General features: G+C 66.4%; 18 protein-coding genes. 6 read left to right on the top strand and 12 right to left on the bottom strand.

Annotated features, from left to right (window positions below):
• Positions 1–45 precede the first annotated feature (45 nt).
• Positions 46–657, bottom strand: coding sequence for a superoxide dismutase (locus N5D91_RS13440; protein WP_005410310.1), 612 nt, complete (start codon positions 655–657; stop codon positions 46–48).
• Positions 658–876: 219 nt separating this feature from the next.
• Between N5D91_RS13440 and N5D91_RS13445 the strand changes: the two genes are divergently transcribed.
• Together N5D91_RS13445 and N5D91_RS13450 are read left to right on the top strand one after the other, a co-directional pair.
• Positions 877–1,332 carry a ribonuclease domain-containing protein gene (locus tag N5D91_RS13445; RefSeq protein WP_110712872.1) on the top strand — a complete coding sequence of 152 codons (456 nt, stop codon included), beginning with the start codon at positions 877–879 and terminating at the stop codon, positions 1,330–1,332.
• Complete coding sequence (locus N5D91_RS13450) at positions 1,329–1,742, top strand: barstar family protein (protein ID WP_110712873.1); 414 nt, start codon at positions 1,329–1,331, stop codon at positions 1,740–1,742. The genes N5D91_RS13445 and N5D91_RS13450 overlap by 4 nt, the downstream gene beginning before the upstream one ends.
• Before the next feature lie 315 nt (positions 1,743–2,057).
• Here the strand turns inward: N5D91_RS13450 and N5D91_RS13455 are convergent, their stop codons facing one another.
• Together N5D91_RS13455 and N5D91_RS13460 are read right to left on the bottom strand one after the other, a co-directional pair.
• Positions 2,058–3,824, bottom strand: a complete 1,767-nt coding sequence (locus tag N5D91_RS13455; RefSeq protein WP_180855036.1) for a hypothetical protein — start codon at positions 3,822–3,824, stop codon at positions 2,058–2,060.
• 10 nt (positions 3,825–3,834) lie between these two features.
• Positions 3,835–4,434 carry an NfuA family Fe-S biogenesis protein gene (locus N5D91_RS13460; RefSeq protein WP_153855957.1) on the bottom strand — a complete coding sequence of 200 codons (600 nt, stop codon included), beginning with the start codon at positions 4,432–4,434 and terminating at the stop codon, positions 3,835–3,837.
• A 90-nt stretch (positions 4,435–4,524) separates the two neighbouring features.
• Here N5D91_RS13460 and N5D91_RS13465 point away from each other — a divergent pair, with 90 nt between their 5' ends.
• From N5D91_RS13465 to zupT, 3 genes are all read left to right on the top strand, one after another.
• A complete protein-coding gene (locus N5D91_RS13465) occupies positions 4,525–4,875 on the top strand; it encodes a 4a-hydroxytetrahydrobiopterin dehydratase (RefSeq protein ID WP_100440645.1) in 351 nt (116 codons plus the stop codon).
• Complete coding sequence (locus N5D91_RS13470) at positions 4,872–5,288, top strand: energy transducer TonB (RefSeq protein ID WP_164161923.1); 417 nt, start codon at positions 4,872–4,874, stop codon at positions 5,286–5,288. Before N5D91_RS13465 ends, N5D91_RS13470 begins: the two co-directional genes overlap by 4 nt.
• Before the next feature lie 98 nt (positions 5,289–5,386).
• Positions 5,387–6,196: a zinc transporter ZupT gene (gene zupT, locus N5D91_RS13475; RefSeq protein WP_014037815.1), complete on the top strand. Its 810-nt coding sequence runs from the start codon at positions 5,387–5,389 to the stop codon at positions 6,194–6,196.
• 126 nt (positions 6,197–6,322) lie between these two features.
• Here the strand turns inward: zupT and N5D91_RS13480 are convergent, their stop codons facing one another.
• On the bottom strand, positions 6,323–7,297 hold the full coding sequence (locus tag N5D91_RS13480) for an RluA family pseudouridine synthase (protein ID WP_110712877.1): 975 nt from the start codon (positions 7,295–7,297) through the stop codon (positions 6,323–6,325).
• A 407-nt stretch (positions 7,298–7,704) separates the two neighbouring features.
• Here N5D91_RS13480 and N5D91_RS13485 point away from each other — a divergent pair, with 407 nt between their 5' ends.
• On the top strand, positions 7,705–10,971 hold the full coding sequence (locus N5D91_RS13485; protein WP_180855035.1) for an Rne/Rng family ribonuclease: 3,267 nt from the start codon (positions 7,705–7,707) through the stop codon (positions 10,969–10,971).
• A 177-nt stretch (positions 10,972–11,148) separates the two neighbouring features.
• Here the strand turns inward: N5D91_RS13485 and N5D91_RS13490 are convergent, their stop codons facing one another.
• The 8 genes from N5D91_RS13490 to N5D91_RS13525 all read right to left on the bottom strand — a co-directional run bounded on the left by N5D91_RS13490 (position 11,149) and on the right by N5D91_RS13525 (position 24,316).
• On the bottom strand, positions 11,149–12,036 hold the full coding sequence (locus tag N5D91_RS13490) for an endonuclease/exonuclease/phosphatase family protein (protein ID WP_110712879.1): 888 nt from the start codon (positions 12,034–12,036) through the stop codon (positions 11,149–11,151).
• Between the two features lie 2 nt (positions 12,037–12,038).
• Positions 12,039–15,206 (bottom strand): discoidin domain-containing protein, encoded by a 3,168-nt coding sequence (locus tag N5D91_RS13495; RefSeq protein WP_180855034.1) that lies wholly within the window; start codon positions 15,204–15,206, stop codon positions 12,039–12,041.
• Complete coding sequence (locus N5D91_RS13500; RefSeq protein WP_110712881.1) at positions 15,203–16,039, bottom strand: carbohydrate ABC transporter permease; 837 nt, start codon at positions 16,037–16,039, stop codon at positions 15,203–15,205. Before N5D91_RS13500 ends, N5D91_RS13495 begins: the two co-directional genes overlap by 4 nt.
• On the bottom strand, positions 16,036–16,917 hold the full coding sequence (locus N5D91_RS13505; protein ID WP_005410323.1) for a sugar ABC transporter permease: 882 nt from the start codon (positions 16,915–16,917) through the stop codon (positions 16,036–16,038). The genes N5D91_RS13500 and N5D91_RS13505 overlap by 4 nt, the downstream gene beginning before the upstream one ends.
• Complete coding sequence (locus tag N5D91_RS13510) at positions 16,914–18,254, bottom strand: sugar ABC transporter substrate-binding protein (protein ID WP_180855033.1); 1,341 nt, start codon at positions 18,252–18,254, stop codon at positions 16,914–16,916. The genes N5D91_RS13505 and N5D91_RS13510 overlap by 4 nt, the downstream gene beginning before the upstream one ends.
• A 4-nt stretch (positions 18,255–18,258) precedes the next feature.
• Positions 18,259–19,863 (bottom strand): glucoamylase family protein, encoded by a 1,605-nt coding sequence (locus N5D91_RS13515; RefSeq protein ID WP_279907113.1) that lies wholly within the window; start codon positions 19,861–19,863, stop codon positions 18,259–18,261.
• A gap of 252 nt (positions 19,864–20,115) precedes the next feature.
• The gene (locus N5D91_RS13520) at positions 20,116–23,202 is read right to left on the bottom strand and encodes a TonB-dependent receptor (RefSeq protein WP_164161929.1); all 3,087 of its coding nucleotides are present in this window, start codon (positions 23,200–23,202) and stop codon (positions 20,116–20,118) included.
• Between the two features lie 76 nt (positions 23,203–23,278).
• Positions 23,279–24,316 carry a LacI family DNA-binding transcriptional regulator gene (locus N5D91_RS13525; protein WP_110712884.1) on the bottom strand — a complete coding sequence of 346 codons (1,038 nt, stop codon included), beginning with the start codon at positions 24,314–24,316 and terminating at the stop codon, positions 23,279–23,281.
• Positions 24,317–24,362: the final 46 nt, after the last annotated feature.

Here is a 24,362-nt window from a genome sequence, read left to right on the forward strand (position 1 = left end):
GGCCGGGGTCTCCCCCGGCCTTTTCTGTTCATCCTGTTACCGCGATCAGGCGATCGCTTCCTGGTAACGGCGCTCGACTTCGTTCCAGTCGATGACGTTGAAGAACGCGCCGATGTATTCCGGGCGGCGGTTCTGGTACTTCAGGTAGTACGCGTGTTCCCACACGTCCAGGCCGAGGATGGGGGTGTTGCCTTCCATCAGCGGGCTGTCCTGGTTGCCGGTGCTCTCGACCACGACCTTCTTGTCCGGGGTCACGCTCAGCCACGCCCAGCCGCTGCCGAAACGGGTCAGCGCCGCCTTGGTGAAGGCATCCTTGAACTTGTCGAAGCCGCCCAGGTCCTTGTCGATGGCCTTGGCCACGTCGCCCACCGGGTTGCCGCCGGCGTTCGGGGCCATCACGGTCCAGAACAGCGAGTGGTTGGCATGGCCACCACCGTTGTTGCGCACCGGGCCCTGCAGGTTCTCCGGCAGCGACTTGAGCTTCTTCACCAGCTCTTCGACCGGCAGGTCAGCGTACTCGGTGCCTTCCAGCGCCGCGTTGACGTTGTTGATGTAGGTCTGGTGATGCTTGGTGTGATGGATTTCCATCGTCGCCGCATCGATATGCGGTTCCAGCGCGTCGTAGGCGTAGGACAGCTTGGGCAGGGTGTAGGCCATGATGCATCTCCTGATTGCGAGGGCACCCGACGATGTCGGGCGGTGCGCGGTGAATGATGGGGACAGACCGCCAGATTACCAAGGGGGATGTAAAGGAAATTGCGTCCTGCCAGTGAGCACGACGGCAATTGTTACGCATCAGTGACGCGGCGATCTCCTCATGCACCGTGCAGCGCGCAGGCGCTACAGTGCGTGCACCACCCTCGCCCGCCCCTGCCCATGCGCAACCCCCGGCTGCTGATCACCGCCATCGCCCTGCTGCTGCTCGGCCTGGTCGCCAACCATTTCCTGCAGCGGCCACCGGCGCCGCAGTTCGCGCCGGACCTGCAGGGAGCGCCTACGGCACGGGCGCCTGCCACGGCCACGCCCGGCAAGGACAACGGCCTGCCCGCGTTCCTGCCGGCTGAAGCACGCCAGACCATCGCCCTGATCCAGCGTGGTGGCCCGTTCCCGCATCGCCAGGACGGCAGCACCTTCGGCAACCGCGAACAGCAGCTGCCGCAGCGCCCGCGCGGCTACTACCGCGAGTACACCGTCGATACCCCCGGTGCGCGTACCCGCGGCACGCGCCGCATCGTCACCGGTGGCGATCCGCCGGAGGCGTGGTACTACACCGACGACCACTACGCATCGTTCCGCAGCTTCACCGTGCCAGCCCAGGGAGCGCAGCAATGAGCCACGATGATTTCGGCCTCGGCCTGCATGACATCAACAACGCTGGCGTCTACGCCATCGACAGCGACGACATCAGCGCACTGGCCGCGGCGATGCGCGATGCCGGACTGAAGGTGATCCACATCGACCTGGAAGGCGTGGCCGACAAGCGCACCCTGCTGGCCCGGCTGGCCGCGCAGATGGATTTTCCGGCAGGCTTCGGCGGCAACTGGGATGCCCTGTCGGACAACCTGCGCGACCTGCAGTGGCTGCCGGCCAACGGCTACGCGCTGTTCCTGGCCGACGTGGACACGTTGCGCGCCTCCACGCAGAAGGACTTTGACACGTTGCTGGACGTGATGGACGAAGCCAGCCGCGACTGGGTTGGCCGCGACGTGCCGTTCTGGGTGTTCCTGTCGCAGAGCGCGTGAGGTCACTGCCCTGGTGGATGCCGACCTTGGTCGGCATGCGTGCATCCGGTAGATGCCGACCTTGGTCGGCGCTTCTGTGCCAACCAAGGTTGGCACCTACCAAAGCGCGAGCCGGCCAGCAGGTCGGCCGTGACGTGCGGTTCTGGGTGTTCCTGTCGCAGAGCGCGTGAGGTTACTGCCCTGGTGGATGCCGACCTTGGTCGGCATGCGCTGATGCTTTGGTAGAGGCCGACCTTGGTCGGCGCTTCTGTGCCAACCAAGGTTGGCACCTACCAACGCGCGAGCCGGCCAGCGTGTGGGGCCCGCGCGCCCTTCCTAGCGGCTCCCGTTATCTTCCTGCAGCTCTTTCTTGAATGGGATGTCCGGCGGCGGTCGTGCCACCGCCGGCTGGTCCTGCATGTTGGGGTTGGTCAGGCCGCAGCCACCACCGGCCTGCAGGATCGAGATCACGCAGGAGATCTTCGTGCTGGTACCCGGCAATGGAATCTCCATCGCCTTGACGCCCTTGCGCACCCACTCAGCCAGCAGCGATTCCTGCGGCACCCAGTACTTGTCGAACGACGTGGGCGTGTAGTCGTACGGCGGTCGCTTCAACCAGGTGCCCGATTGCGCGATGCGTTCCTTGCTCCAGCCATCGTTGGCGCCACCGGGCGCACCGCGCTCGGCACGACCCTCGCCTTCCTGGCCCGGCACGCGGACGCTGCCATCGGCATTGAACAGGCCACTGCCCTTGCCGCTGGTACTGGCCTGGCGGGCGCCAGTGGCGGCGCCGTCATGGCTGCGGCTCGATGCACCCCAGTCATCGCCCTTGGCGGGCGTGGCCCAGTTGCCCGGATCGGGGGCCGGGCGCGCTCCAGCCTGGGCCGGGGTCGTGCTGGATGCAGCAGGCCGCGCGGCGCTGCTGCTCGCCTGCGTCGCGCTGCCATTGGCCGCCGGCGCGGGCGTTGACGCGGGTGCATTGCCACTGGAAGACGAAGGGGCTGCCACCGGTGCCGAGGCTACTTCGCGCTCGCGCACCTGTACGTCACGACCCGCCGGCGCACGCACTGCCGGTTCACGACCGGCGACGGTCGCCATCCGCACCTGCGGATCAACCACCGCCTGCACTTCACGCTCGCGCACCTGTACGTCCCGCTGCGGCACGCGCACCTGCACATCGGCCGTGCGCAGCGGCTGCGACACCGCCGGTGCATCGACCGTACTGACTTCGCGCTCCTGCACCGGGATGTCACGCAGCTGCGGCGTCCGCACCGCGATCTGCGGCGCACGCATCGCGGTTGGGGTTGGCGGCGCCTGCACCGGCTGCACGCTGCGCTCGCGCACCGTGGGTGTGGTGTCACGCGGCACGATGCTGACCTCGGTGCGCGGCACGCTGACCGGCGGCACCACGAAATCCGTGCTGGCCTGCGCCACTTCGGTGGCCTGCACCGGCGACGGTGGCGGGGCCGCAAGCGGGGCCGGCTCGACTTCGGCCGGCGGCGACGGCACGCTGGCTGCCGGTGCTGGAGTCGGTGCGGGCGCAGGCGCCGACGCGGCCGCAGGACGCGGCTCAGGTGCAGTCGCAGCCCCCGCTTCCCGGCCGGCGGCAACCTGGCCGGCCGGTGCCGCCGCAGCCGCCTCGGCACCCGGCTGATCGCCCCCACCTTCCTGGGTGGCGCGACCGACGAATTCCACCTGCACACGCTCGCCTTCGGCGCCCTCTGCTTCCGGTGCCGTGGTGCGGATCACCGCAACCCACAGCAGCAGCATGAAGAACAGCAGGTGCAGCAGCGCGCTGGCCAACGCCGAGGTCCAGCGCATCCAGCGCTGATCGCGCGGCGCAGCATCCCAGTCCTGCCAGAACAACCGGCGCAGCGCCTGCCAGGGCGACAGGCGAGGCGATTGGCCCGGCGGTCCTGGCAGCGGGCGTGGCAGCAATACCGCAATCACTTCGCGGGCGTGGAACGGCCGCGGCAGCGGGCCCAGCGAGCGCAGCCACAGCGCCCAGCCATAGGGCAGGCGCGTGGTCTTCTCGAGGACGGCGCGGGGCTGCTGGCGGGCCAGCAGCAGTTCGATGAGTTGCTCGGCCCGGGTCAGAGGCACGCGTCAGCAGTCAGGCGACGTTGCCGCGCGGGATGTAAGGCGCGTGGCCGCTGTCGTGGTCGGTCGCGTCGCGCACGGCGGTCACGCCTGGCACGCGGCCCATCAGGGTCTTCTCGATACCCTGCTTGAGCGTCACGTCGGCCATGCCACAGCCCTGGCAGCCACCGCCGAAGCGCAGCAGCACCACGCCGTCGGCCGAAACCTCCTGCACGGCCACCTTGCCGCCATGCGAGGCCAGCTGCGGATTGACTTCGTTCTCCACCACCCAGTGCACGCGCTCGACCAGCGACGCGGCATCGCCGGGGGCCTCGCCCTTGATGCGCGGTGCCTTGATGGTCAGCTGCTGGGTACCGGCGGTGCCAGCGACGATGTCGATCTCGGCGCCATCGAGCCAGCCGACGCTGCTCGCATCGACGTAGAGGGTGAAGCCATCGCAGTCCACCGCCCACTCGTCACCGAGCAGGTCGGTCGGTTCGGCGAACTCCAGCCGGGCATCGGCGCGCGGCGTGCCAGGTTCGACCGCGCTCAGGCGCACGCCCATGCCGGGCACGCCCTCGCGTTCGATCAGCTTGCGGAAATGGGTCTGGGCAGTGTCGGAGATCTGGATCATCAGGCTATTCTAGCCAAGTAAGCGTCAGCCGCTCATTCGGTTTATACACCGTCCGGCGCATTGTTCAGTCAACACGAGGTGGAGATTCCCATGGCCGACCTGATTCCACTGGCCCAGGCCCGTTGCGTGCCGCGCAAAGGCAGCGACCACAAGCTCGGCGAAGCCCGCCTGGCCGAACTGCTGCCGCAGATTCCCGGCTGGGAGCTGAGCGAGGGTGGCCAGGCCCTGCTGCGCACCTTCCGCTTCAAGGATTACTACGCCACCATGGCCTTCGTGAACGCGCTGGCCTGGATCGCACACCGCGAGGACCACCATCCGGACCTTGGCGTGCACTATGACCGCGCGGTCGTGCGCTTTTCCACCCACGACGTGGGTGGCCTGAGCGAGAACGACTTCATCTGCGCGGCAAAGACTTCGGCCCTGACGGAGCAACTGCCATGAACGTACGTTTGCTGAGCCTGTCCCTGATCGCTGCGACCGGCCTGGCCGGCTGTGGCGCGTCCGAACCGCCGGCACCGCCCCCGCCGCCGCCGACCGAAGTGGCCGCGGTGAAGACGCCGCCGCCGCAGTACCCGCTTGAGCTGGCCTGCATGGGCGTGGGTGGCACCAGCACCTTCAAGGTGACCATCGGCACCGACGGCAAGCCGAGCGAAGTGGCTCTGCTGACCGGCGCCGGCAACCCGCAGCTGGACGAGCTGGCCAGGACCGCCGTGCAGGGCTGGCAGTTCAATGCCGCCACCCGCAACGGCCAACCGGTGCCGGCCACCATCCAGGTGCCGGTCAGCTTCAACCCGCCGCAGCCGAAGCCCGACCAGTGCTTCGCCATCGAAGAACGCCTGCGCCGCGGCGGCTGATCGCGCACACCCCGACGAGGCCAGCCGACGCCCGCCTCGCCCTCGCCGCCCCGGCACTGCCCGGGGCGGTTGTCTGTTGACCAGGACCGCGTCGGTAGATGCTGCAGATTCCCCCCGAAAACATCTGGATCGCGCTGGCGGTCACCCTCGCGGCCGGCCTCGCCACCGCGATCGGCAGCCTGCTGGTGCTGTTCTCGCGCCGGCCCAATCCGCGCCTGCTGGCCTTCGGCCTGGCCTTCGCCGGCGGCGCGATGGTCTATGTGTCGCTGTCGGAGATCCTCAACAAGTCCATTGCGTCGTTCGCCCTGGCCTATGGCGAGCGCACCGGCTTCACCTACGGCACCCTGGCCTTCCTGCTGGGCGTGATCGTGATCGTGCTGATCGACCACTTCATCCCCAACCCGCATGACAGCCTGGACAAGCAGGACCCGGCGTTCCGCGAGAACAGCCGCGAGTACCTGAAGCGGGTTGCCCTGCTGACCTCGATCGCGATCACCGCGCACAATTTCCCGGAAGGGTTGGCAACCTTCTTTGCCACGCTGGAGAGTCCGTCGGTCGGCATGCCGCTGGCCTTCGCCATCGCCATCCACAACATTCCCGAGGGCATCGCCATTGCGGTGCCGGTGTACTTCGCCACCCAGAACAAGTTCTACGCGTTCAGTGCCAGCCTGCTGTCCGGCCTGGCCGAACCGGTGGGTGCGGCGCTGGGCTACTGGCTGCTGTCCGGATCACTGTCGCACGCCACCTTCGGCTGGGTGTTCGGGCTGATCGCCGGCGTGATGGTGTTCCTGGCGCTGGATGAACTGCTGCCGGCGGCCAAGCGCTATGCCAAGGGCCACGAAACGGTGTACGGGCTGGTGGCAGGCATGGGCACGCTGGCGATCAGCCTGGTGCTGTTCAAGTGGTGAGGGGTTTGCGACCCGCCCTGTAGAGTCGAGCCATGCTCGACTGTTCTTCGGCCGGGGCGCGCGAAAAGCCAGTCGAGCATGGCTCGACTCTACAACGGGAGCGCCGGGCACGGCCCGGCGCCAGCTTCAGCGCAGCCGGTCCAGCGCCTCGACCAGCTCATCGGCCAGCGGCGCGTTCAGCACGTACGGGCTCTTGCCGTCGTCCAGCGCGAACTCCAGCGAGGCCGCGTGCAGGAACAGGCGCTTCAGCCCGATCTGCTCACGAAGCCGCTTGTTGACCGCAGGATCGCCGTACTTGTCGTCACCGGCCACCGGATGCCCCAGATGCTGGGCATGCACGCGGATCTGGTGGGTACGGCCGGTCTCGATGCGGACTTCGCAGTAGGAATGACCACCGCGACGCTCCAGCACACGGAAGTGGCTGATTGATTCCTTGCCGATCGCATTGACCTGCACATGGCGCTCGCCGCCCTGGCGCAGACCCACGTGCAGCGGCGCATCGACCGTCATCACGCCGTCGGGCATGCGCCCGGCCAGCAGGGTCAGGTAGCGCTTGCGGATGCCGGCGCCGTGATCTTCACGCAGCAGCGCCTGCAGTTCGCTCAGCGCGGAGCGCTTCTTGGCCACGATCAGCAGGCCCGAGGTGTCGCGATCCAACCGGTGGACCAGCTCGAGGGTCTGGCCTGGGCGCAGGGCGCGCAGGGTCTCGATGGCACCGAAACTGATGCCGCTGCCGCCGTGGCTGGCCACGCCGGTCGGCTTGTTCAGGGCCAACAGACGGGCATCCTCGAAGACGATGGCCTGCTCCAGGCGGCGCATGAACGCCTCCGGCGGACCGGCCTTGTCTCCTTCCTCAGCGAGACGAACCGGCGGCACACGCACTTCGTCACCGGCCTCCAGCTTCCGTTCGGCCTTGGCGCGGCCGCCGTTTACCCGCACCTGGCCGCTGCGCACCAGCTTGTAGACCAGGCTGCGCGGGGCACCCTTCAGCTGGCCGAGCAGGAAGTTGTCCAATCGCTGGCCTGCGCGGTCGGCGGGAACGGTGATCATGCGCACGGAAGGCTTGTCGCCAGCGGGTTTGGTGGGGTCTTGGGCGGTCATCAGGCTGTTTATTCTGTTACACTCGGGGGGCGAGATAAGGGATTGATTTCGTTGGAAGTTACTCAGGGCCAGAAGCCCAGCTTCCGACGAATCCGGCACAGTGCGCGACCACCGCCCGCGGGGCGGCCATGTTAGCGGCTCACCGGCCTTCCCGGCCATCGCCGGATGCCTGACACGCAACCGTGCTGAACATGTCCCGCGTGGCGCTCCAGCCTGGCTGACAGCTGCCTGCGGCCTGTAACACCCCAAAACCCATAAGAGTGAAGCGCTCCCGCGGCCTGCCGTGGTGTCGTAGCGCTGGAAACCCAAGCCGCCCTCCCCGCGCTTGCGCGAATGGGCGGCGAACCGTGTCCAGAGGCGAAACCCCATGGCGTTCCGCGCGGTAGCCGCTTGCGAGGAACGCAACAATGAAGCGAATGCTGATCAACGCCACGCAGGCTGAAGAGCTGCGTGTTGCCATCGTGGATGGCCAGTCGTTGTATGACATCGACATCGAACAGCCGTCGAAGGAACAGAAGAAGTCCAACATCTACAAGGGCCGGATCTTCCGCATCGAGCCCTCGCTGGAAGCAGCCTTCGTCGAGTACGGCGGTGGCCGCCATGGCTTCCTGCCGCTGAAGGAAATCTCCCGCGACTACTTCCAGGCCGGTGTCGACCACAACAAGGCCGGCATCCGCGAGCTGCTGAAGGAAGGCCAGGAGATCGTCGTCCAGGTGGACAAGGAAGAGCGTGGCAACAAGGGCGCCGCCCTGACCACGTTCATCTCGCTGGCCGGCCGCTACATGGTGCTGATGCCGAACTCGCCCAGTGCCGGCGGCGTGTCCCGTCGCATCGAGGGCGAAGACCGGGCCGCCCTGAAGGACGCCCTGGACAAGCTGAACATCCCCGACGACATGGGCGTGATCATCCGTACCGCCGGCGTCGGCCGCGATGCGGAAGAGCTGCAGTGGGATCTGGACTACCTGCTCAACGTCTGGCGCGCCATCGCCGAAGCCGCACTGAGCAAGCCGGCCCCGTTCCTGATCTACCAGGAATCGCGCCTGATCGTGCGCGCCCTGCGTGACTACCTGCGCGCCGACATCGGCGAGATCCTGGTGGACACCGAGGAGATGTACGAGCACGCCCGCGAGTTCATGCAGCAGGTGATGCCGCAGACCCTGCGCAAGCTCAAGCACTACAAGGACGACATCCCGCTGTTCAACCGCTTCCAGATCGAATCGCAGATCGAAGGTGCCTACGAGCGCAACGTGCGCCTGCCGTCGGGCGGCTCGATCGTGGTCGACCAGACCGAAGCACTGACCGCGGTCGACGTGAACTCCTCGCGCGCCACCAAGGGCAGCGACATCGAGGACACCGCGTTCCAGACCAACCTGGAAGCAGCCGAGGAAGTGGCCCGCCAGCTGCGCCTGCGCGACCTCGGCGGCCTGGTGGTGATCGACTTCATCGACATGGCCTCCAACAAGCACCAGCGCGAGGTCGAGAACCGCCTCGCCAACGCGCTGAAGTACGACCGTGCCCGCGTGCAGGTCGGCCGCATCTCGCGCTTCGGCCTGCTGGAAATGAGCCGCCAGCGCCTGCGCCCGAGCCTGGGTGAATCCAGCCAGATCGTCTGCCCGCGTTGCGACGGCCACGGCCGCATGCGCAGCGTCGAGTCGCTGTCGCTGTCGATCATCCGCGTCGCCGAAGAGCATGCGATGAAGGAGAACACCGGGCAGGTGCTGGTGCAGGCCCCGGTGGAGATCGCCAACTACCTGTTGAACGAAAAGCGCAGCGCCCTGCGCGAGATCGAGCAGCGCCACGAGGCGCCGATCGTGATCGTCGCCGACGAGCAGTTGCACACCCCGCATTACACCGTCACCCGCCTGCGTGAGAACGAGCTGGGTGAAGAGAGCAGCAAGCCCAGCTACCAGCGCGGCACCCCGCGCAAGCTGCCGGTGCATGCGCTGACCAAGGGCCAGCTGAACATCCCGCCGCCGGCGGTGACCCAGGTCAAGCACACCTCCCCCGCCCCGGTGCGTGAGGAAGTGGAACCGGCCGCAGTGGCCCCGGCTCCGGTCGCTGCAGCGCCGGTGGCGCCGGCCCCGGCGGGCGGCGTGATCGGTTGGCTCAAGCGCGTGTTCGGTGGCGAACCTGCCCCCGCGCCGGCGCCGGCAGCCCCTGCTGCGCGCCAGCAGCAGGACGGCGGCCGCAAGGACCGCAACAAGGATCGCAACAAGGACCGCAAGGATCGCCGCGACGACAACCGTGGCAATGGTGGCAACGCCAACGCGCAGCAGCAGAAGGACGGCGGCAACCGCAAGGACCGCGGTGAGCAGCGCAGCAAGGACGGCCGCAACGGCAACAACGGCAATGCCCAGCAGCAACCGCAGCAAGGCAAGCAGAAGGAGCCGCAGCAGAAGGATGGCCAGCAGCAGCCGCAGCAGCAGAGCAAGCCGCGCAACGAGCAGCAAGGCCAGAACCAGAACCCGCAGCAGCCGAAGCTGAAGCAGCCGAAGCAGCCGCGCCCGCAACAGGACGGTGACAAGCCGGCCGAGAAGCCGCAGCGCAACGCCGCCGAAGCACCGGCCGAAGCCGTGACCGCGGCTGCCGCCGTGGCCGCCACGGCGGTCGCCGCCAATGCGGTGACCGCGCAGGAAGCGACCGCGCCGGTTGCTCCGGTGGCCGCCGCTCCGGCAGAAGCCGCAGCACCGGTCGACACGACTGCCAACACCGCCAGCGAAGCCGAGGTGGTTGCGGTTGCCGGTGAAGAGGCTGCAACCGACGCCAATGGCGAGCAGACCGGCGAAGGCGCGACCCGCCGTCGTCGCGGCCGTCGCGGTGGCCGTCGCCGTCGTCGCGGTGGCGCCGAGAATGCCGCTGGCAGCGACGCCCTGGGCGATGACCAGGACGATGGTGACGAAGGCGATGACGCCGATGGCGCCGAGCCGAACGTCGACAACATCGCCGGCACCACGCCGGTCGCTGCTGCGCAGCCGGCCCGTTCGCAGCCGGAATTCGACTTCGATGATGACGTCGAGCCGACCGCCGACGCCGCGAAGCCGGTCCGTGCCGCCGCTGCCGTTGTCGCCGCGCCGGTCGCAGTGGTGAGCAGCGCCGTGGTCGAAACCGCCGCGCCGGCCGTGGCCGAAACGCAGGCCCCGGTGGAAGCCGCTGCCAAGGCTGAAGCGGTGTCCTCGCCGGTGCAGACCAGCATGCTCGATGCCATCGACGCCGCGACCCCGGTCCAGCCGGTGGCCGTTGCGGCTCCGGTAGCGGACGCAAAGCCGGCGGCGGCTGAGGTTGCCCCGGTCGTTGAAGCCGCTCCGGTGGTGGAGGTGAAGCCGGTCGTGGTCGAGGCGGCACCGGTGGTGGAATCGAAGCCGCAGGTTGTTGAAGCAACCCCGGTGGTTGAAACCAAGCCGGTAGCCAGTGAGATTGCCCCGGTGGTGGAGGCCGCCCCGGCCGTTGAAGCCACGCCGGTCGTCGAGACTGCGCCGATCGTCGAACAGCCGGTCGCTCCGGTGGCGGTCGAAGCCGCGCCGATCGAAGCCGCTGCCCCGGTGGCCGAAGCCGTGGTGACGCCGTCGATCGATCCGGTCGCCGATGGCCATGCCGACGCTGCAGCCCAGGCTGCGGAAGCCAAGGCCGATGAAGAAGACGAAGAGACCGCCAAGCGCACGCCGCCGGCGAACTGATCGCACGTTGATTGCGTGAAAACGAAACGGCGGGGATCAATGATCCCCGCCGTTTCTGTTTGTGCCTCGGACGCGTGCAGCGCTCTGGTAGAGGCCAACCTTGGTTGGCGCCGTTGTTGGAGCGAACGCGGACACGCCCGTGCCAACCAAGGTTGGCAGCTACCGGAGCGTGCTCCGTCAGGGTTTCGGTGCGAACTGCAACCGGGTCCACACGCCGTAGTGATCGGAAGCCCAGCGACCGCTGTCGTCGGGCTGGTCAAACAGGAGTTTCGCCTCGCGCGCGACCATCTCGTCCTGCTGGAAGAAGATGTGGTCGATCCGCGAGGGCGCCTGGTAGTAGTGACGATTGAGCGTACTGACCCCGGCCAGGTCGGTATTGACGTGCACGCTGCCGTAGCTGTCGCCGTAGTGGCTGCGCAGCTCGCTCAGGTCACCGGCATCCACCAGCGCATTGAAATCGCCGGCGATCACCACCGGCGCACCGGCGGACGTTGCAGTGATGAAGCGCAGCAGGTCCTCGACCTGGCTGCGACGGATGCGCTGCCCACTCTCGTCGTTGCGCTCGTTCAGATGCGTGGCGTAGACGTTCACCGGCGTGCCGTCGACGTCGATGCGCAGGTGAGCGACCGTGCGGTAATCATTCAATGGCTGCAGCAGATGATCGCCCTGGGCAAGGATCGGGCGGCGGCTCAGCAGCGCGTTGCCGTAGCGCTTGGGTGCCCCGACTGGATCGGTGGACACGAACACATACCTGTAGCCGAGTTGGCTGGCCAGCCATTGCGCCTGGTTGCGCACGTTGCGGCGCTGGATCACCTCCTGCAGCGCGATGGCATCGGGCTGCAGGCGCTTGAGTTCGGCCAGGATGGTGCGGCGGCGGCTCGGCCAGTCCTCGCGGTCATGATGCAGGTTGAAGGTGACCATGCTCATGCCTGGCGCACTGGCCACCTCAGCCGGCGCAGCGGTGGCCGCAGGCGCCACCGCCATCACCCCGACCGGCAATGCCAGGGCAATCGCCAGTCCCAGGGCGCGCACCGTCATGCGCGCCCTCGCCCCCTGTTGCTTCATCGTTACTGCCCCTTGCGTTCCGCGCGGCGCACCGCGCTCGGCACTTCGATCTCGACCCGCGCCGGCAGCTGGTGCACGTGCAGTTCCTTGTTGATCCACTCGGCGGCTTCGCCATTGACCGTCGCCTCGCCCGGATCACCCGCGTACGGCCATGGCAGCACCACGCCACCGACCGGCGGCACCAGGCCCGGCTGCACCTCCAGCACCAGCTGCTTGTCGCTGCGCTGCAGCCGGTAGTTCAGCTGGCCCTGCGGCGTACGCAGGCCCTGCACGGCGATGCCCTCGCCCTGCAGCCATGACGACGGCACACCGGCGGCCAGCACCAGCGCATCGTCCATGTCGCGGTTGTAGGCAAACATGTCCAGCGCCGAGCGCACGAAGTCCGAAGCCACCCAGGCGTGTGGCAGGTCGCCAACAAAGAACGGCTTCCGCGGCGTACGCGAAACCACCTCGGCCCACTGGTTCCAGGCCTGCGGTGCGCGGTCCTTGAAGAAGAACTCGGTCGCCTGCCAGGCGCGGTCGCGCCAGCCCAGGCGCACGAACGCAGCCACGTTGCGCCATTCGTAGGGCGTGTAGTCCTTCCACTCGCGCTTGCCATCGCGACGCGCCACGAATTCCTTCCAGTAGCGCTCGAAGGTTGCCTCCAACGCCTGCTGCGGCAGGCGGTCCTGCTCGCCCCCCGGGGCCAGCGCAATGGTGGTCGAAGTCGCATCGAAGTCGCCCAGCTCGGCCGAGCCCGGCAGGTAGTCGATGTTGTGCTGCTGCATCGCCGACAGCAGCGAGGCCTGCAGGTCATCACGGAACTGGTCACGCGATTCGGCGATCTGCATCGCCTCGACCTTGCCCAGCTGGGTCGCCAGCAGCGCCGCGTCCTTATAGCCACGCAGCGCCCAGAAGTTGTCCCAGTACGAGTGCATCGGCTTGGCCGAATAGCCTTCATGGCTGATCGAGGCCGGCATCATGCCGTAGAAGGCCGGGTTGCGCGCGCGGTTCTCCTCGGTGCGTTCGCTGGCACGCAACTGCTCCATGTAGCTGTAGGCACCCTGCACGTGCGGCCACATCAGCTCGGTGAAGGTGCTGTCGCCGGTATAGCGCCCATACTCGGCGATGCTGTAGATCAGCTCGCCATGGCTGTCGTTCTCCGGCACCGGGTCGCTGCCGCGCGCATCGACGCAGCACGGCACCTTGCCGTTCTCGAACTGGTAGGGGGCATACCAGTTGATGTAGTCACGCACGGCGTCGCTGCGGCCCATGCGCAGCAGGCCTTCTGAAATCATCGCGCCATCGCGGATCCAGCTGCGTGCGTACGAACGCGTGCCCGGCTGCAGGCGCGGACCGACCCGTGAGATCAGCATGTGCGCGACTGCCGTGCGCAGGGTATCCACCAGTGCTTGGCCCGCCGCCGGCACCTGCAGCGAGACCACGCCCAGCTTCTGCCGCCACTGCCCGGCCACCTGCGCCTGCGCCTTGGCCACGTCCAGCGCCTTCGGCGCCCAGCCACCGGTCTGCGGCAGCACCACCGCCACCTCGCGGCTCTGCCCGGGCTCGAGCTTGATCGTATAGATCAACGCGCCCGACGCCATGCCGGTGCTGTCCTTCACTGAAGTGGTGGCCGGGTACTTTCCGTCCGCCAGATGCATCGCATCGAGCTTGCCATCGAACGTGCTGGCAAAGCGCGCGTCCGGCACCTGCAGCGGGTAGATGCGCGGCTCGCCGTTGACCCGCACCAGCTGATCGCCCACATCCAGTGCATCGATGCGGCTGAAGCCACCGACGGTGTTGAGGAACTGGGTCGGCGGATTGACCTGCCACGGACGGATCGCCAGCGCCAGGGTGTATTCGTGTGCGACCTTGTCCGGATTGCTCAGCCGATAGCGGCCGATCAGCTGCGCGCGCTCCGGCGTGCCCTGCACGAAGCCGGTCACCGCCAGGCCGACCTTCTCATGCACCCAGTCAACGTTGGCGATCGGCAGGTAGTGATCCTGCAGCGACTGGGTGATGGCCACCTTCGACCAGTCCAGCAGCTTGCCGTCGAGGCGGATGAACGGCTCGATGCTGAAGCTGCCCTTGGCCGGCTCCAGCGCGCCATCCTCGCTGATCAGCGCCTGTTCCTGGCCGCCATCGAGGCCGAGCAGGGTCCAGTACGGCTGTTCGCCCACATAGGCACGCGGCAACGACCCGCGCGGCAGATCGGCCGCCACCGAGGACAGGAATGCGTTCGGCGTGGCCGCGAAGGCCAGCGGCTTGAGCGCGATGTCACGGATGCCGTAGCGCCAGTTCGGACCATCCTGCAGATCGAAGCGCACGTAGCGTGCATCGGTATCCGGCAACGCCAGCCAGTCACGGCCACCGGCACCACTGGTGACTTCACGCACGGTGCGCCAGTCGCGACCATCCTCGGAGGTGCGCACAGTGTAGCGGCGCGCCTCCAGGTTCGGCAGCCAGTCGATCACCGCACCGCCGATCTCGCGGCTCTTGTGCAGGTCCAGGCTGATGGTCTGCTGCTTGACGCCACCGCTGATCCAGAACGTATCGCTCTTGCCGTCGATCATGCGGTCCTGCAGCGCGGTGGCGGTATCGGCGATCACCGACGGCACCAGCGCCGAGTCATCCTGGGCTGGCAGGCCCTGCAGGGTCAGCTTGTCGAAGCACACGGTTCCGCGGCCGCCGACCTTGCTGTAGATCGTGAACTCGACCGCGGCGCTGCGTGCCATCTCCTTTTCGGGCGAAGGCCCCCACGCCTTGTCGATCTGGCGGCGGCGGTACTCGACCGGCGTCCACGCCCTGGGGAAGCTGTAGCCGGGCCGGTTGACCCACCAGACGTTGTCGCCGCTGGCATCGATCAGCTTGAACTGCAGGTCGTTGCCCGGTGAATCACCGCGCATCTGGAAACCGAAGCGGTAATTGACCGGGTATTCGATGTTGAGCGCGCGGCGGATGCCGACGTAGCCGGAGACATCGTGGAAATCGTAGTCCAGGCACAGTGCACGACCGCCGCCGGCGCCACTGACCGGTCGCAGCGATCCGCTGACCTGGTCGGACAACACCAGCTTCCAGGCGCCGATGTCGTCGAAATCGTCCAGCACCTTCGGTGCCGGCAGCGCCGGAGGTGCGGCGATCGCCAGGGAGGTCCACAACAGGCCCAGTCCAACGGCGATCGCTCGCTTCATCCTTTGACGCTCCCCAACAACAGACCTTGGATGTAGTACCGCTGCAGCACCAGGAACAGTGCCAGCACCGGAACCACGGTGACCACCGCGCCGGCCATCATCATTTCCACGTCCATGATGTGCTCGCGCGAGAGGGTGGCCAGCGCCACCGGCAAAGTGTAGTGCTCCTGGTCGGTCAACACGATCAACGGCCACATGAAATCGTTCCATGCACCCATGAAGGTGAAGATCGCCAGGGTCACCAGCACCGGCTTGAGCATCGGCAGCACGATCTGGAAGAAGATCCGCAGCTCCCCTGCCCCGTCGATGCGCGCCGCCTCCAGCAGTTCGTCCGGGATCGACCGCGCATACTGGCGCACCAGGAAGATGCCGAACACGCTGGCCAGCGCCGGCACGATCACGCCGCCGAAGCTGTTGACCAGGCCCAACTGCTTCATCAGCAGGAACAGCGGCAGCATCGCCACCTGCGCCGGAATCACCAGCGCCGCCATCAGCACCTGGAACAGGCGCTCGCGGCCGACGAAGTTGAGCTTGGCGAAGGCGTAGCCGGCCATCGTGTTGAGCAGCAGCGAACCCAGGGTGATGCCAACCGACACCAGCAGGCTGTTGGCGAAGTTGCCGCCCATGCCGGTGCGCGCGAACAGCTCATGGTAGTTGCGCGTGGTGATGCTGGACGGCAGCAGCGGTGGCGGGAAGTGGGTCGCCTCGCCCTGCGGCATGAACGAGACCGAGAGCATCCACAGCAGCGGCGCCAGGCTTAGCAGGGCCAATACCAGCAACGCACCATTGATCATCCACGGGTACCAGCGCGACTGGCCGATTTCACGACTCATACCAACTGCCTCTTGCGGCCGAAACGCAGCATCACGGTGGTCACCGCCAGGATGATCAGGAACAGCAGGAACGCCACTGCGGAGGCGCGTCCCAGGTTCCACCACTTGAAGCCTTCCTCGAACATGAAATACAGCACGCTGACGGTGCTCTGCAGCGGGTCGCCGCGGGTCATCACGTACGGCTCGGCGAACAGCTGGAAGTAGCCGGACACGGTAATCACGCCGACCACCAGCAGCACCGGGCCGAGCATCGGCAGGGTGATGTGCAGGAACTGCTTCCAGCGCGAGGCACCGTCGATGCGTGCGGCCTCGTACAGGTCATGCGGGATCGCCTGCAGGCCCGCCAGGAAGATCACCATGTTGTAGCCGAAGTTCTTCCAGACCGCGAACAGCATGATGGTCGGCATCGCCCAGTTGGGATCACCCAGCCAGTCGATCGGGCTGATACCCAGGTGGCCCAGGCCGTAGTTCACCAGGCCGTAGCTGGTATGGAACAGATAGCGCCAGATCACCGCCACCGCCACCAGCGTGGTCACCACCGGCGCGAACAGCGCGGTGCGGAACAGCGCCTTGAAGCGCGCGGCCGGCGCATTCAGCAGCATCGCCGCGCCCAGCGATACGCCGATCGACAAGGGCACGCCGATCAGCACGAAGTAGGTGGTGTTCCACAGCGACTTCCAGAACATCGGCGTCTGCAGCAGATCGATGTAGTTGCCGAGGCCGACGAAGCGCAGGTTGCTGCTGTCAGCCAGGGCATACAGGTCGAAGTCGGTCACGCTCAGCGCCAGCGCCGAAGCCACCGGCAGGCCGAAGAAAACACCCAGCACGATCAACGAGGGACCGGCAAAAATCCAGCCGGCAAGTGAAGTACGTTTCATTGCGCGCTCCCGGCGGCCACGGCACTGCTCGATCGCGGCGACGGCACGCGCTGCTGCAGGCGTTGTTGTTCATGCATCCAGCGGCGCTTGGCCAGCACCTTGTCCACGCGCTGGTCCAGCTCTTCCACGGCCTTGTCCTGCGCCAGGCCACCGCGCACCACCTTCTCGGTGACGATGCGCATTTCCTGCACGATGCGCTCCCATTCCAGCACCTTCGGCGTCGGCCTGACCCGCTCCAGCTGGTCACGGAACGCGGCCGCCAGCGGATCGTTGGCCAGCGATGGCGCATTCCAGGCGCTGCGGCGCGGCGGCAGGTCACCGATGATCGAATGGAAGCGCGCCTGGATTTCCGGTCGCGACAGGAACTCGATCAGCTTCCAGGACGCTTCCTTCTGCTGTGACTTGCGGAAGATCACCAGGCTGGTGCCACCGGCGATACCGGCACCCGGGCCATCCGGCCCCGGCAGCGGCGCGGTGCCCCATTGCCCTTCCAGTTCCTTGGGCTGCAGTTTCTTGAACTCGCGGATGTTCCACGGGCCGGAAATGTAGAACACGTTGAAGCCGCGGAAGAACTCATCCCAGACGTTGGAGATCTGCGTCTCGGACATCTTCGGCGCCCAGCCCTGCTCGAACATGTTGGCGTAGAAGGCCAGCGTGCGGCGGAACCCCGGGCTGGCGAAATTGCCGCGGGTATCGTCGTCGCGCAGCAACGGATCGGGCTGCTGCAGCGCCAACGACAGCTGCTGCTCGAACTCGTTGATCGGCATCAGTACCGCATAGCGGTTCGGGCCCTGCATGCGCTTGATCGCCGCCATCTGTTCGTCCCACTCCTGCCAGGTCCGCGGCGGGTGGTCATAGCCGGCCCTGGCCAGCAGGTCCTTGCGGTAGTAGATCAGGCGGGTATCGACATACCACGGCACGCCCACCAGCTCGCCATGCATCACGTTGGTGTCCCAGATGCCCTGGAAATAGTCCTTCGGGTCGACCACGGACGAACGCTGCACGAACGGCTGCAGCGGCGTCAGCGCGTCGAGCTCAGCGAACTCCGGCACCCAGGTGTTACCCAGCTGGCATACGTCCGGCAGGCCATCGGCGGCGAACGCGGTCAGCAGTTTCTCGTGCGCAGCCGTCCACGGGATGTTCTGCACATCCACCTTGATGCCCGGGTTCTCGGCCTCGAATTCATGGATCAGCTCGCTGACCACCTCGGCTTCTCGCCCCATCGCCCAGAAGCGTACGGTGGTGGTGCCCGGCTCGGTACGGGCGCAGCCGGCCACGGCCAGCGCGGCCAGGGCAGGCAGCGCCCAGCGGCACAGGCGGTCGATCCAGTTCGGCATCGGGTTATTTGCCCTGGCCTGTGGTGCGGTTGGCATTGTTCTTCTGTTCCTGCGCGGCAGCCGCGCGTGATTCGGCGAGACCCACCGCGCGTGCCGCCGCGGCCTTTTCGTCTTTCTGCAGTTCCAGCGGCTGGAACGAGCCTTCCGGCGCCAGCCAGCCACCGCTGAACCCGGCCCGTTCCAGGCCCTTGCGGATGTACGGGTTCTTCTTCATCACTTCCCAGACGAAGTCATCGCGGTAGTTGGCGATCATGGTCAGGATCGGACCCTGGTCGATGGCGATGTAGTCGCTGGCGACCCAGCCGCGATCAGGCACCAGGCGGCCGGTCTTGATCGGGATGTCGTAGTTGAAGCTGGGGTTGAACGAATCCAGGAAGCCGTAACTGGAATAGATGTAATCGCCGAAGCGCTTGTGCATCTCCAGCGTGGCCTGGATCACCTGCTCGGGGGCGAACACCACCGAGGCGATCGCAGCGGTGGGGGCGATGGTGCCGTCATCGAAGTTCTCGCGCAGGCCGGCGCCGCGCGAAGAGTAGTGGCGGAACTGGCGCTGCTCGCCACGGTAGTCCTGCGTGGTGTTCTGCGGCCCGTCGCTGGCGGTCAGGCCCCATACGTTCTCGCCATACTCCTTCCACTGCATCGGGTTGGCGATGGCGTACTCGCGTTGCGCCAGCGCAGCCGAGCGGCTGTTGAGGAAGTAGGTGCTGCCGCGCTCGCGCATGTACGCGTCCTGGATGTCGCGGAAGTCGATCCAGACGTGGCTGTACTGGTGGCCGAACAGCGGGCCGAAAGACAGGTATTCCTGGCCCTGGTAGACACCCCAGTCGTTGTCGTAGGTGCGCGTCCACACCGTCCACGCATCCGGGCTGACCGGGTGCGTCGGCGAACCCAGGGCGAGGATGTAGACCATCATCGCCTCGTTGTAGCCCATCCAGTCGTGGTCGATGAAGCCGCTCTCCGGGAACCAGCCCATCGAGATCAGCGGCGCACGCTGCTGCAGCCACGGCCAGTCGACCTTCTTGTACAACGTATCGGCGATCTGGCGGATTTCCTTCTCGCGCGGATCGTCACCGTCGTAATACGACTGCGCGAACAGCACCCCCATCATCAGCAGCGCGGTATCCACCGAGGACAACTCGACCCAGCTGTCGTAGCGACGGCCTTCCTGCATGTCCAGGAAGTGGTAGTAGAAGCCCTTGTAACCGGCCTTGCCGGTACGCTGCGGGCCCATCGGCACGTCGCGGAAGAACTTCAGCGTGGTCAGCGTGCGATCGATCGCCTGGTTGCGGCTGACCCAGCCGTTCTCGATGCCGATCGGATAGGCGGTCAGCGCGAAGCCGACCGAGGCGATGCTGGCGAACGGCCGCGAGGGATAGCGGTCCGGGGTCAGCCCATTGATCTCGTTGGTGGTATCCCAGAAGAACTGGAAAGTGCGCCGCTCGATGTCATCGAACAGCGGCGGCAGCTCCGGCTTCATCGGCCGTGGCGGCGCATCGGCTTCGATCAGGATCACCGGCGGCCGCGGCTTGGCAGGCTCCTGCTGGGCCGGCTGGCAGGCAGCAACGGCCAGGCTCAACGCCGCGGCGGACAACAGATGGCGTGCCTGCATGGCGCGATTCCTCCGGTGGTCTGATCGATGGGAAAGCATAACGTCCAATGATCTGAAATCGTTTACAAGCTGCGCTCTTAAAAAACCACGAAAAACGTGGTTTGACACCGCGATCATTGCCCACGCCGCTGCCCCCTGCCCGGCAGCGGCGTGGGCAATGGACCGGCACGGGGCCGGCCATTGCCATGTATCCATTCAGCCGATGCCGCCGGCGGAGCGGCGGCATCGGGGTGTTGCTTCAGGCGGGCCCGCTTAGAAGCGGAAGCCCACTTCGGCCTTGATCTGGCGCGGAGTACCGATGATGTCGCCGGTCTCGTTGTAGCTGACCAGCAGCTTGCCGTCGCTCTTCACGTAGTTCAGCTTGGAGAAGTTGTCGAAGTTGAGCACGTTGATGATGTCGATGCGTGCATACAGCTCGGTATCGCCCGCCAGCTTGAAGGTCTTGGTCGCCTGCAGATCCAGCGAGCGGTAGCCGAAGATCTTGCCGCCGAGCAGGAAGTGGCCATTGCCCGACGGCGTGCCAGCAGCCGGGGTCGGCATGCAGTTCGAATTGCCGGCCTGGGCGATGCAGGCCCAGTCGTTGCCCGGGGTCGGCGTGGCCAGGGTCAGCTTTCCACCAAAGGTGATGCCCCAGAAGCCATCATACGAGCCGGTCACCACCAGACGGTGGCGCGGCGCGCCATTGGACTTGATCGTCGGGTATTCACCGATGGTGCCGCGATCGAACGAGTAGTGCTCGTTGATGTTGCGGTTGTGGCGGGCGTTCGTCCAGGTGTAGGCGATCGAGGTACCCCAGCCGCTTTCCTTGCTGTACGGCTTCTGCGCCGACAGCAGGATCTGGGTGGAGCGGGTCTTGATGCCCTGCTGGCCGATGACGAGGCTGCCAAAGCCCGGGATGTTGCAGCCCCACGGCTGACCGTAGGTCGGCTCTTCAGCGCCGCACAGCATCTGGTTGTCGAAGAAATTGCCGTTGTGGAAGCGGTTGCCCAGCGTGTAAGCGAAGCCGTCGTAGGTCAGCGTGCGCGAAATCGTGGCATCGGTCAGCCACTCGCCGATCTGGTTGCTCATGCCGAGGCTGAACTGATCCGCGTACGGCACCTTCATGTTGTTGTTCAGCAGATCGACCTCCATGCCTTCATTGCTGGTGGAGCCCAGCAGCGCCTGCACGTTTTCGATGCCGTTCAGCAGATTCGGGTTCCAGTCAAAGCATGGCGGCTGACCATACATGCAGCTGCCGGTGGCCGGGTTGCGGAAATTCACGGTCGGCTGCGGGAGCGCCAGCTTGGTGGTCTCCAGGGCCAGATTGTCGAACAGGTCACGGTCGTAGGAACGGCCGGCGCCACCGTGGATCACGTGCTGCTCGTCGGCATTGACGTCATACGAGAAGCCCAGGCGCGGCTGCCAGGCGTTCTTGAAGTTCTTGCGGTTGTGGCCGGTACTGATGTAGTCGTTGACGTCCAGGCCGCTGAGCGCCAGCGTCTGCGCATAGGTCTGGGACACGCCTGGCGGTGCGTGCGGATCCTGCGAGTTCAGCGCCTTGACCACTTCCGGCGGCGTGACGAAGTCCGTGTAAACCGGGTTCTTTTCGTAGTCCCAGCGCAGGCCGATGTTCAGCTGCAGGTGGTCGTTGACCTGCCAGTCGTCCTGGATGAACAGCCCGATCTGCTTGACCTTGGCGCGCACTTCCGACGCGACACCGGTGACACCGGTGCTGGTCTTGGTGAACTGCGCCTTGTACGGGATATCCGAAGGGAACGCCGGGTTGTCGATGGTGTAGAAGAACTGCGGATTGATCTGCGCCGCGTCGGAGGCGTACAGGTCGATCTGCTTGTACTTGGCACCCATCTTGACGGTGTGGTCGCCCGCCCACTGCAGGCCATCCAGGGTCAGGTTGTCCTCGATCGCCCAACCCTTCTGGCCTTTCACCTGGGAAGACAGCGCATCTGCTGCACCGATCTGTACCAGAGTCTTTTCCACCGGGCGGTTCCGGTTCTTGTCACCAAAGTCCGGCGCGGTGTAGACGATACCGTTGCCGTAGGTCAGCGGCAGCGGATTGTTGAACGCCTCTTCATGGGTGACCATCAGCTCGTTGTAGAACCGCTCGCCGCTGTGGTTCCAGCGCAGCGCATAGCGACGGTCGGTGTTGTCCACCACCTTGCCGTGCACCTTCGCGGTCTGGTCGCTGAACTGCTGCTGGTTCTCGTCGCGGTCCTGGAAGGTCAGTTCGATGCGATCGTTGTCGGTCGGCTCGAAGTCGATCTTGGCGAAGATCAGGTCCTGCTGGAACGGCTGGCTGGCCGGGCCGAGGCCCGCAGCGCCATCGGCGGGCAGATGAGCGGCCGCCGCGCTCACCGCACCATCCGGCGCGATGGTCACCGGCAGGTCGAAGCGCTTGGCTTCATAGGTAACGAAGAAGTGGGCCTTGTCCTTGATGATCGGACCACCCAGCGCGAAGCCGTACTCCTTCTCGGCCGAGTCTTCCTTGCTCTTGCCCGGCTGGCGTTCGGCCGGGGTCATCGCACGCATGTTGTCGTTGGTGTAACGGTAGAAGGTTTCGCCCTTGAACTCGTTGGTACCCGACTTGGTCGCGGCGGTGATGGCGGCGCTGGAGACCTGGCCGTACTCGGCCTTGTAATTGCCAGTGATGACCTTGTATTCACCGATGGCCAGCTGCGGGAACGGGTTGCCGGCGCTGCCGGACTGGCCGGAGATGCCGCCCCCCTTCACGTAGCTCTTCTGGCCGACGCCATCGATGTAGACGTTGGTGCCGTCAGAGTTGGTGGCACCGCCGCGCAGCGAGGTGTTGCCCTTGGCATCGCGGGTGAAGATCATGCCCGGCACCGCGTCGGCGAACTCCAGGAAGTTGCGCGAGACCTGCGGGGTGGTCTGGATCTGCTGCAGGCTGACGGTCTTGCCGACTTCGGAGGTGCGCACTTCCTGCAACAGGGTCGGCGCGACAACGTTGACGGTGTCCAGGTTGGTGGCTGCGGTCGTACCCGGGGTGCTGCTGGCCGCGCCGGCAAAGTTCAGGGTAGCGGTCGAGGCCACGGTGACGGTGACCTTCTGCGACTGGCCGTTGGCGACCACGTCATAGGTGCCCGGGTCCAGGCCCATCAGCGAGTAGCTGCCATCGGCACGGACGGTGCCGCGACGGACGGTGCCGGTGGCTACGTTGGTGGCGGTGACTTCGGCGCCGGCCTGGGCGCCGGCAACCTGGCCGCGCAGGCTGGCATTGGCCGACTGCGCCATGACGTTCGGAGCAGCGGCCAGCATCAGGCAGCTGACCAGTGCAGTGCTCAGCAGCCGGCGTGCCGGCGTGCGGAAGGTGGTGTGCATCATCAACTCAATCTCCGGGTGGCGGTGACCGCTCGCGCGGTCCCTGCGATCAATCAAAAAAGAAGGAACGCCTCTGGCTTCAACGGCCCGATGGCGGAGTGGTGGAATCGCGAACTATCAAGCGGGGAACCAGGGTCTGCTTGTCCCCTGTCCCATCCGTGGAGGTGCCGTCCATCAACTGCAGCAGGCGCGTCATGGCCCGATCGCCGAGCTCGGCGATGCTGACCTGCATGGTGGTCAGCGACGGGTGGACGAAACGCGCCAGTGGAATGTCATCGAAACCCGCCAGTGCGACGTCGGACGGCACATGGACACCTGCCTGCGTGAACGCATACAGGCAGCCCAGGGCCATCATGTCGTTGGCGGCGAACACGGCATCGGGCAGCGCTCCGGCTGCCAGCAACTCCTGACCGGCGCGATGGCCGGAAGCTTCGTCGAAATCACCGGGCAGCTCGATGCCTTCGGCGTCACTGCCGAAAGCCGCCAGCGCGTCACGGAAGCCACGCAGGCGCTCGCGCGCGTCGAAGTTGAGGTCCGGGCCAGAAATGAAGGCAATGCGGCGGTGGCCGGCATCCAGCAGGTGGCGGGTCATCGCCATCGCGCCGGCGTGATCGTCGATGCTCAGCACCGGGTGGTCCTGCCCGGGCAGATAGGTGTTGATCAACACCGTCGGCAGCGACTGCGGCAGGTTGTCGGTCAGGAAGCCCGGGCTTTCGGCATAGGGCGAAAGCACCAGCAGGCCGTCGACGCGGCCGCGCATGGCACGCAGGGCCGCGCCCTGCTGTTCCTGGTCGCCGTGATAGCTGGACACCAGCAGGTGCTGGCGGCGGCTACGGGCGACGTTGTCGATGCCACGCATCAGCTCGGAGAAGAATTCGCCGTACAGGTCGGGCAGGACCACGCCCACCGTATTGGTGCGGCGGCTGCTCAGGCTGCGGGCGGCGGCGTGCGGGGTGTAACGCAGCCGTGCGGCCACCTCCAGTACAAGCTGGCGGACCGGTTCGGCGACATTTTCATGCCCGTTGAGCGCGCGGGAAACCGTGGCCACGGAGACCCGGGCTTCGCGAGCGACGTCTTTGATTGTGATAGCTGCCTTGTTCACGAAGCCGCCCTCCACGGCTTGGACCTACCAGCATTGGCGCGGAATGTAAGCGTTTCCATCT

The sequence above is a fragment of the Stenotrophomonas sp. GD03794 genome (genome assembly GCF_029842145.1).
In the GTDB taxonomy this organism is placed as follows: Bacteria; Pseudomonadota; Gammaproteobacteria; order Xanthomonadales; family Xanthomonadaceae; genus Stenotrophomonas; species Stenotrophomonas riyadhensis.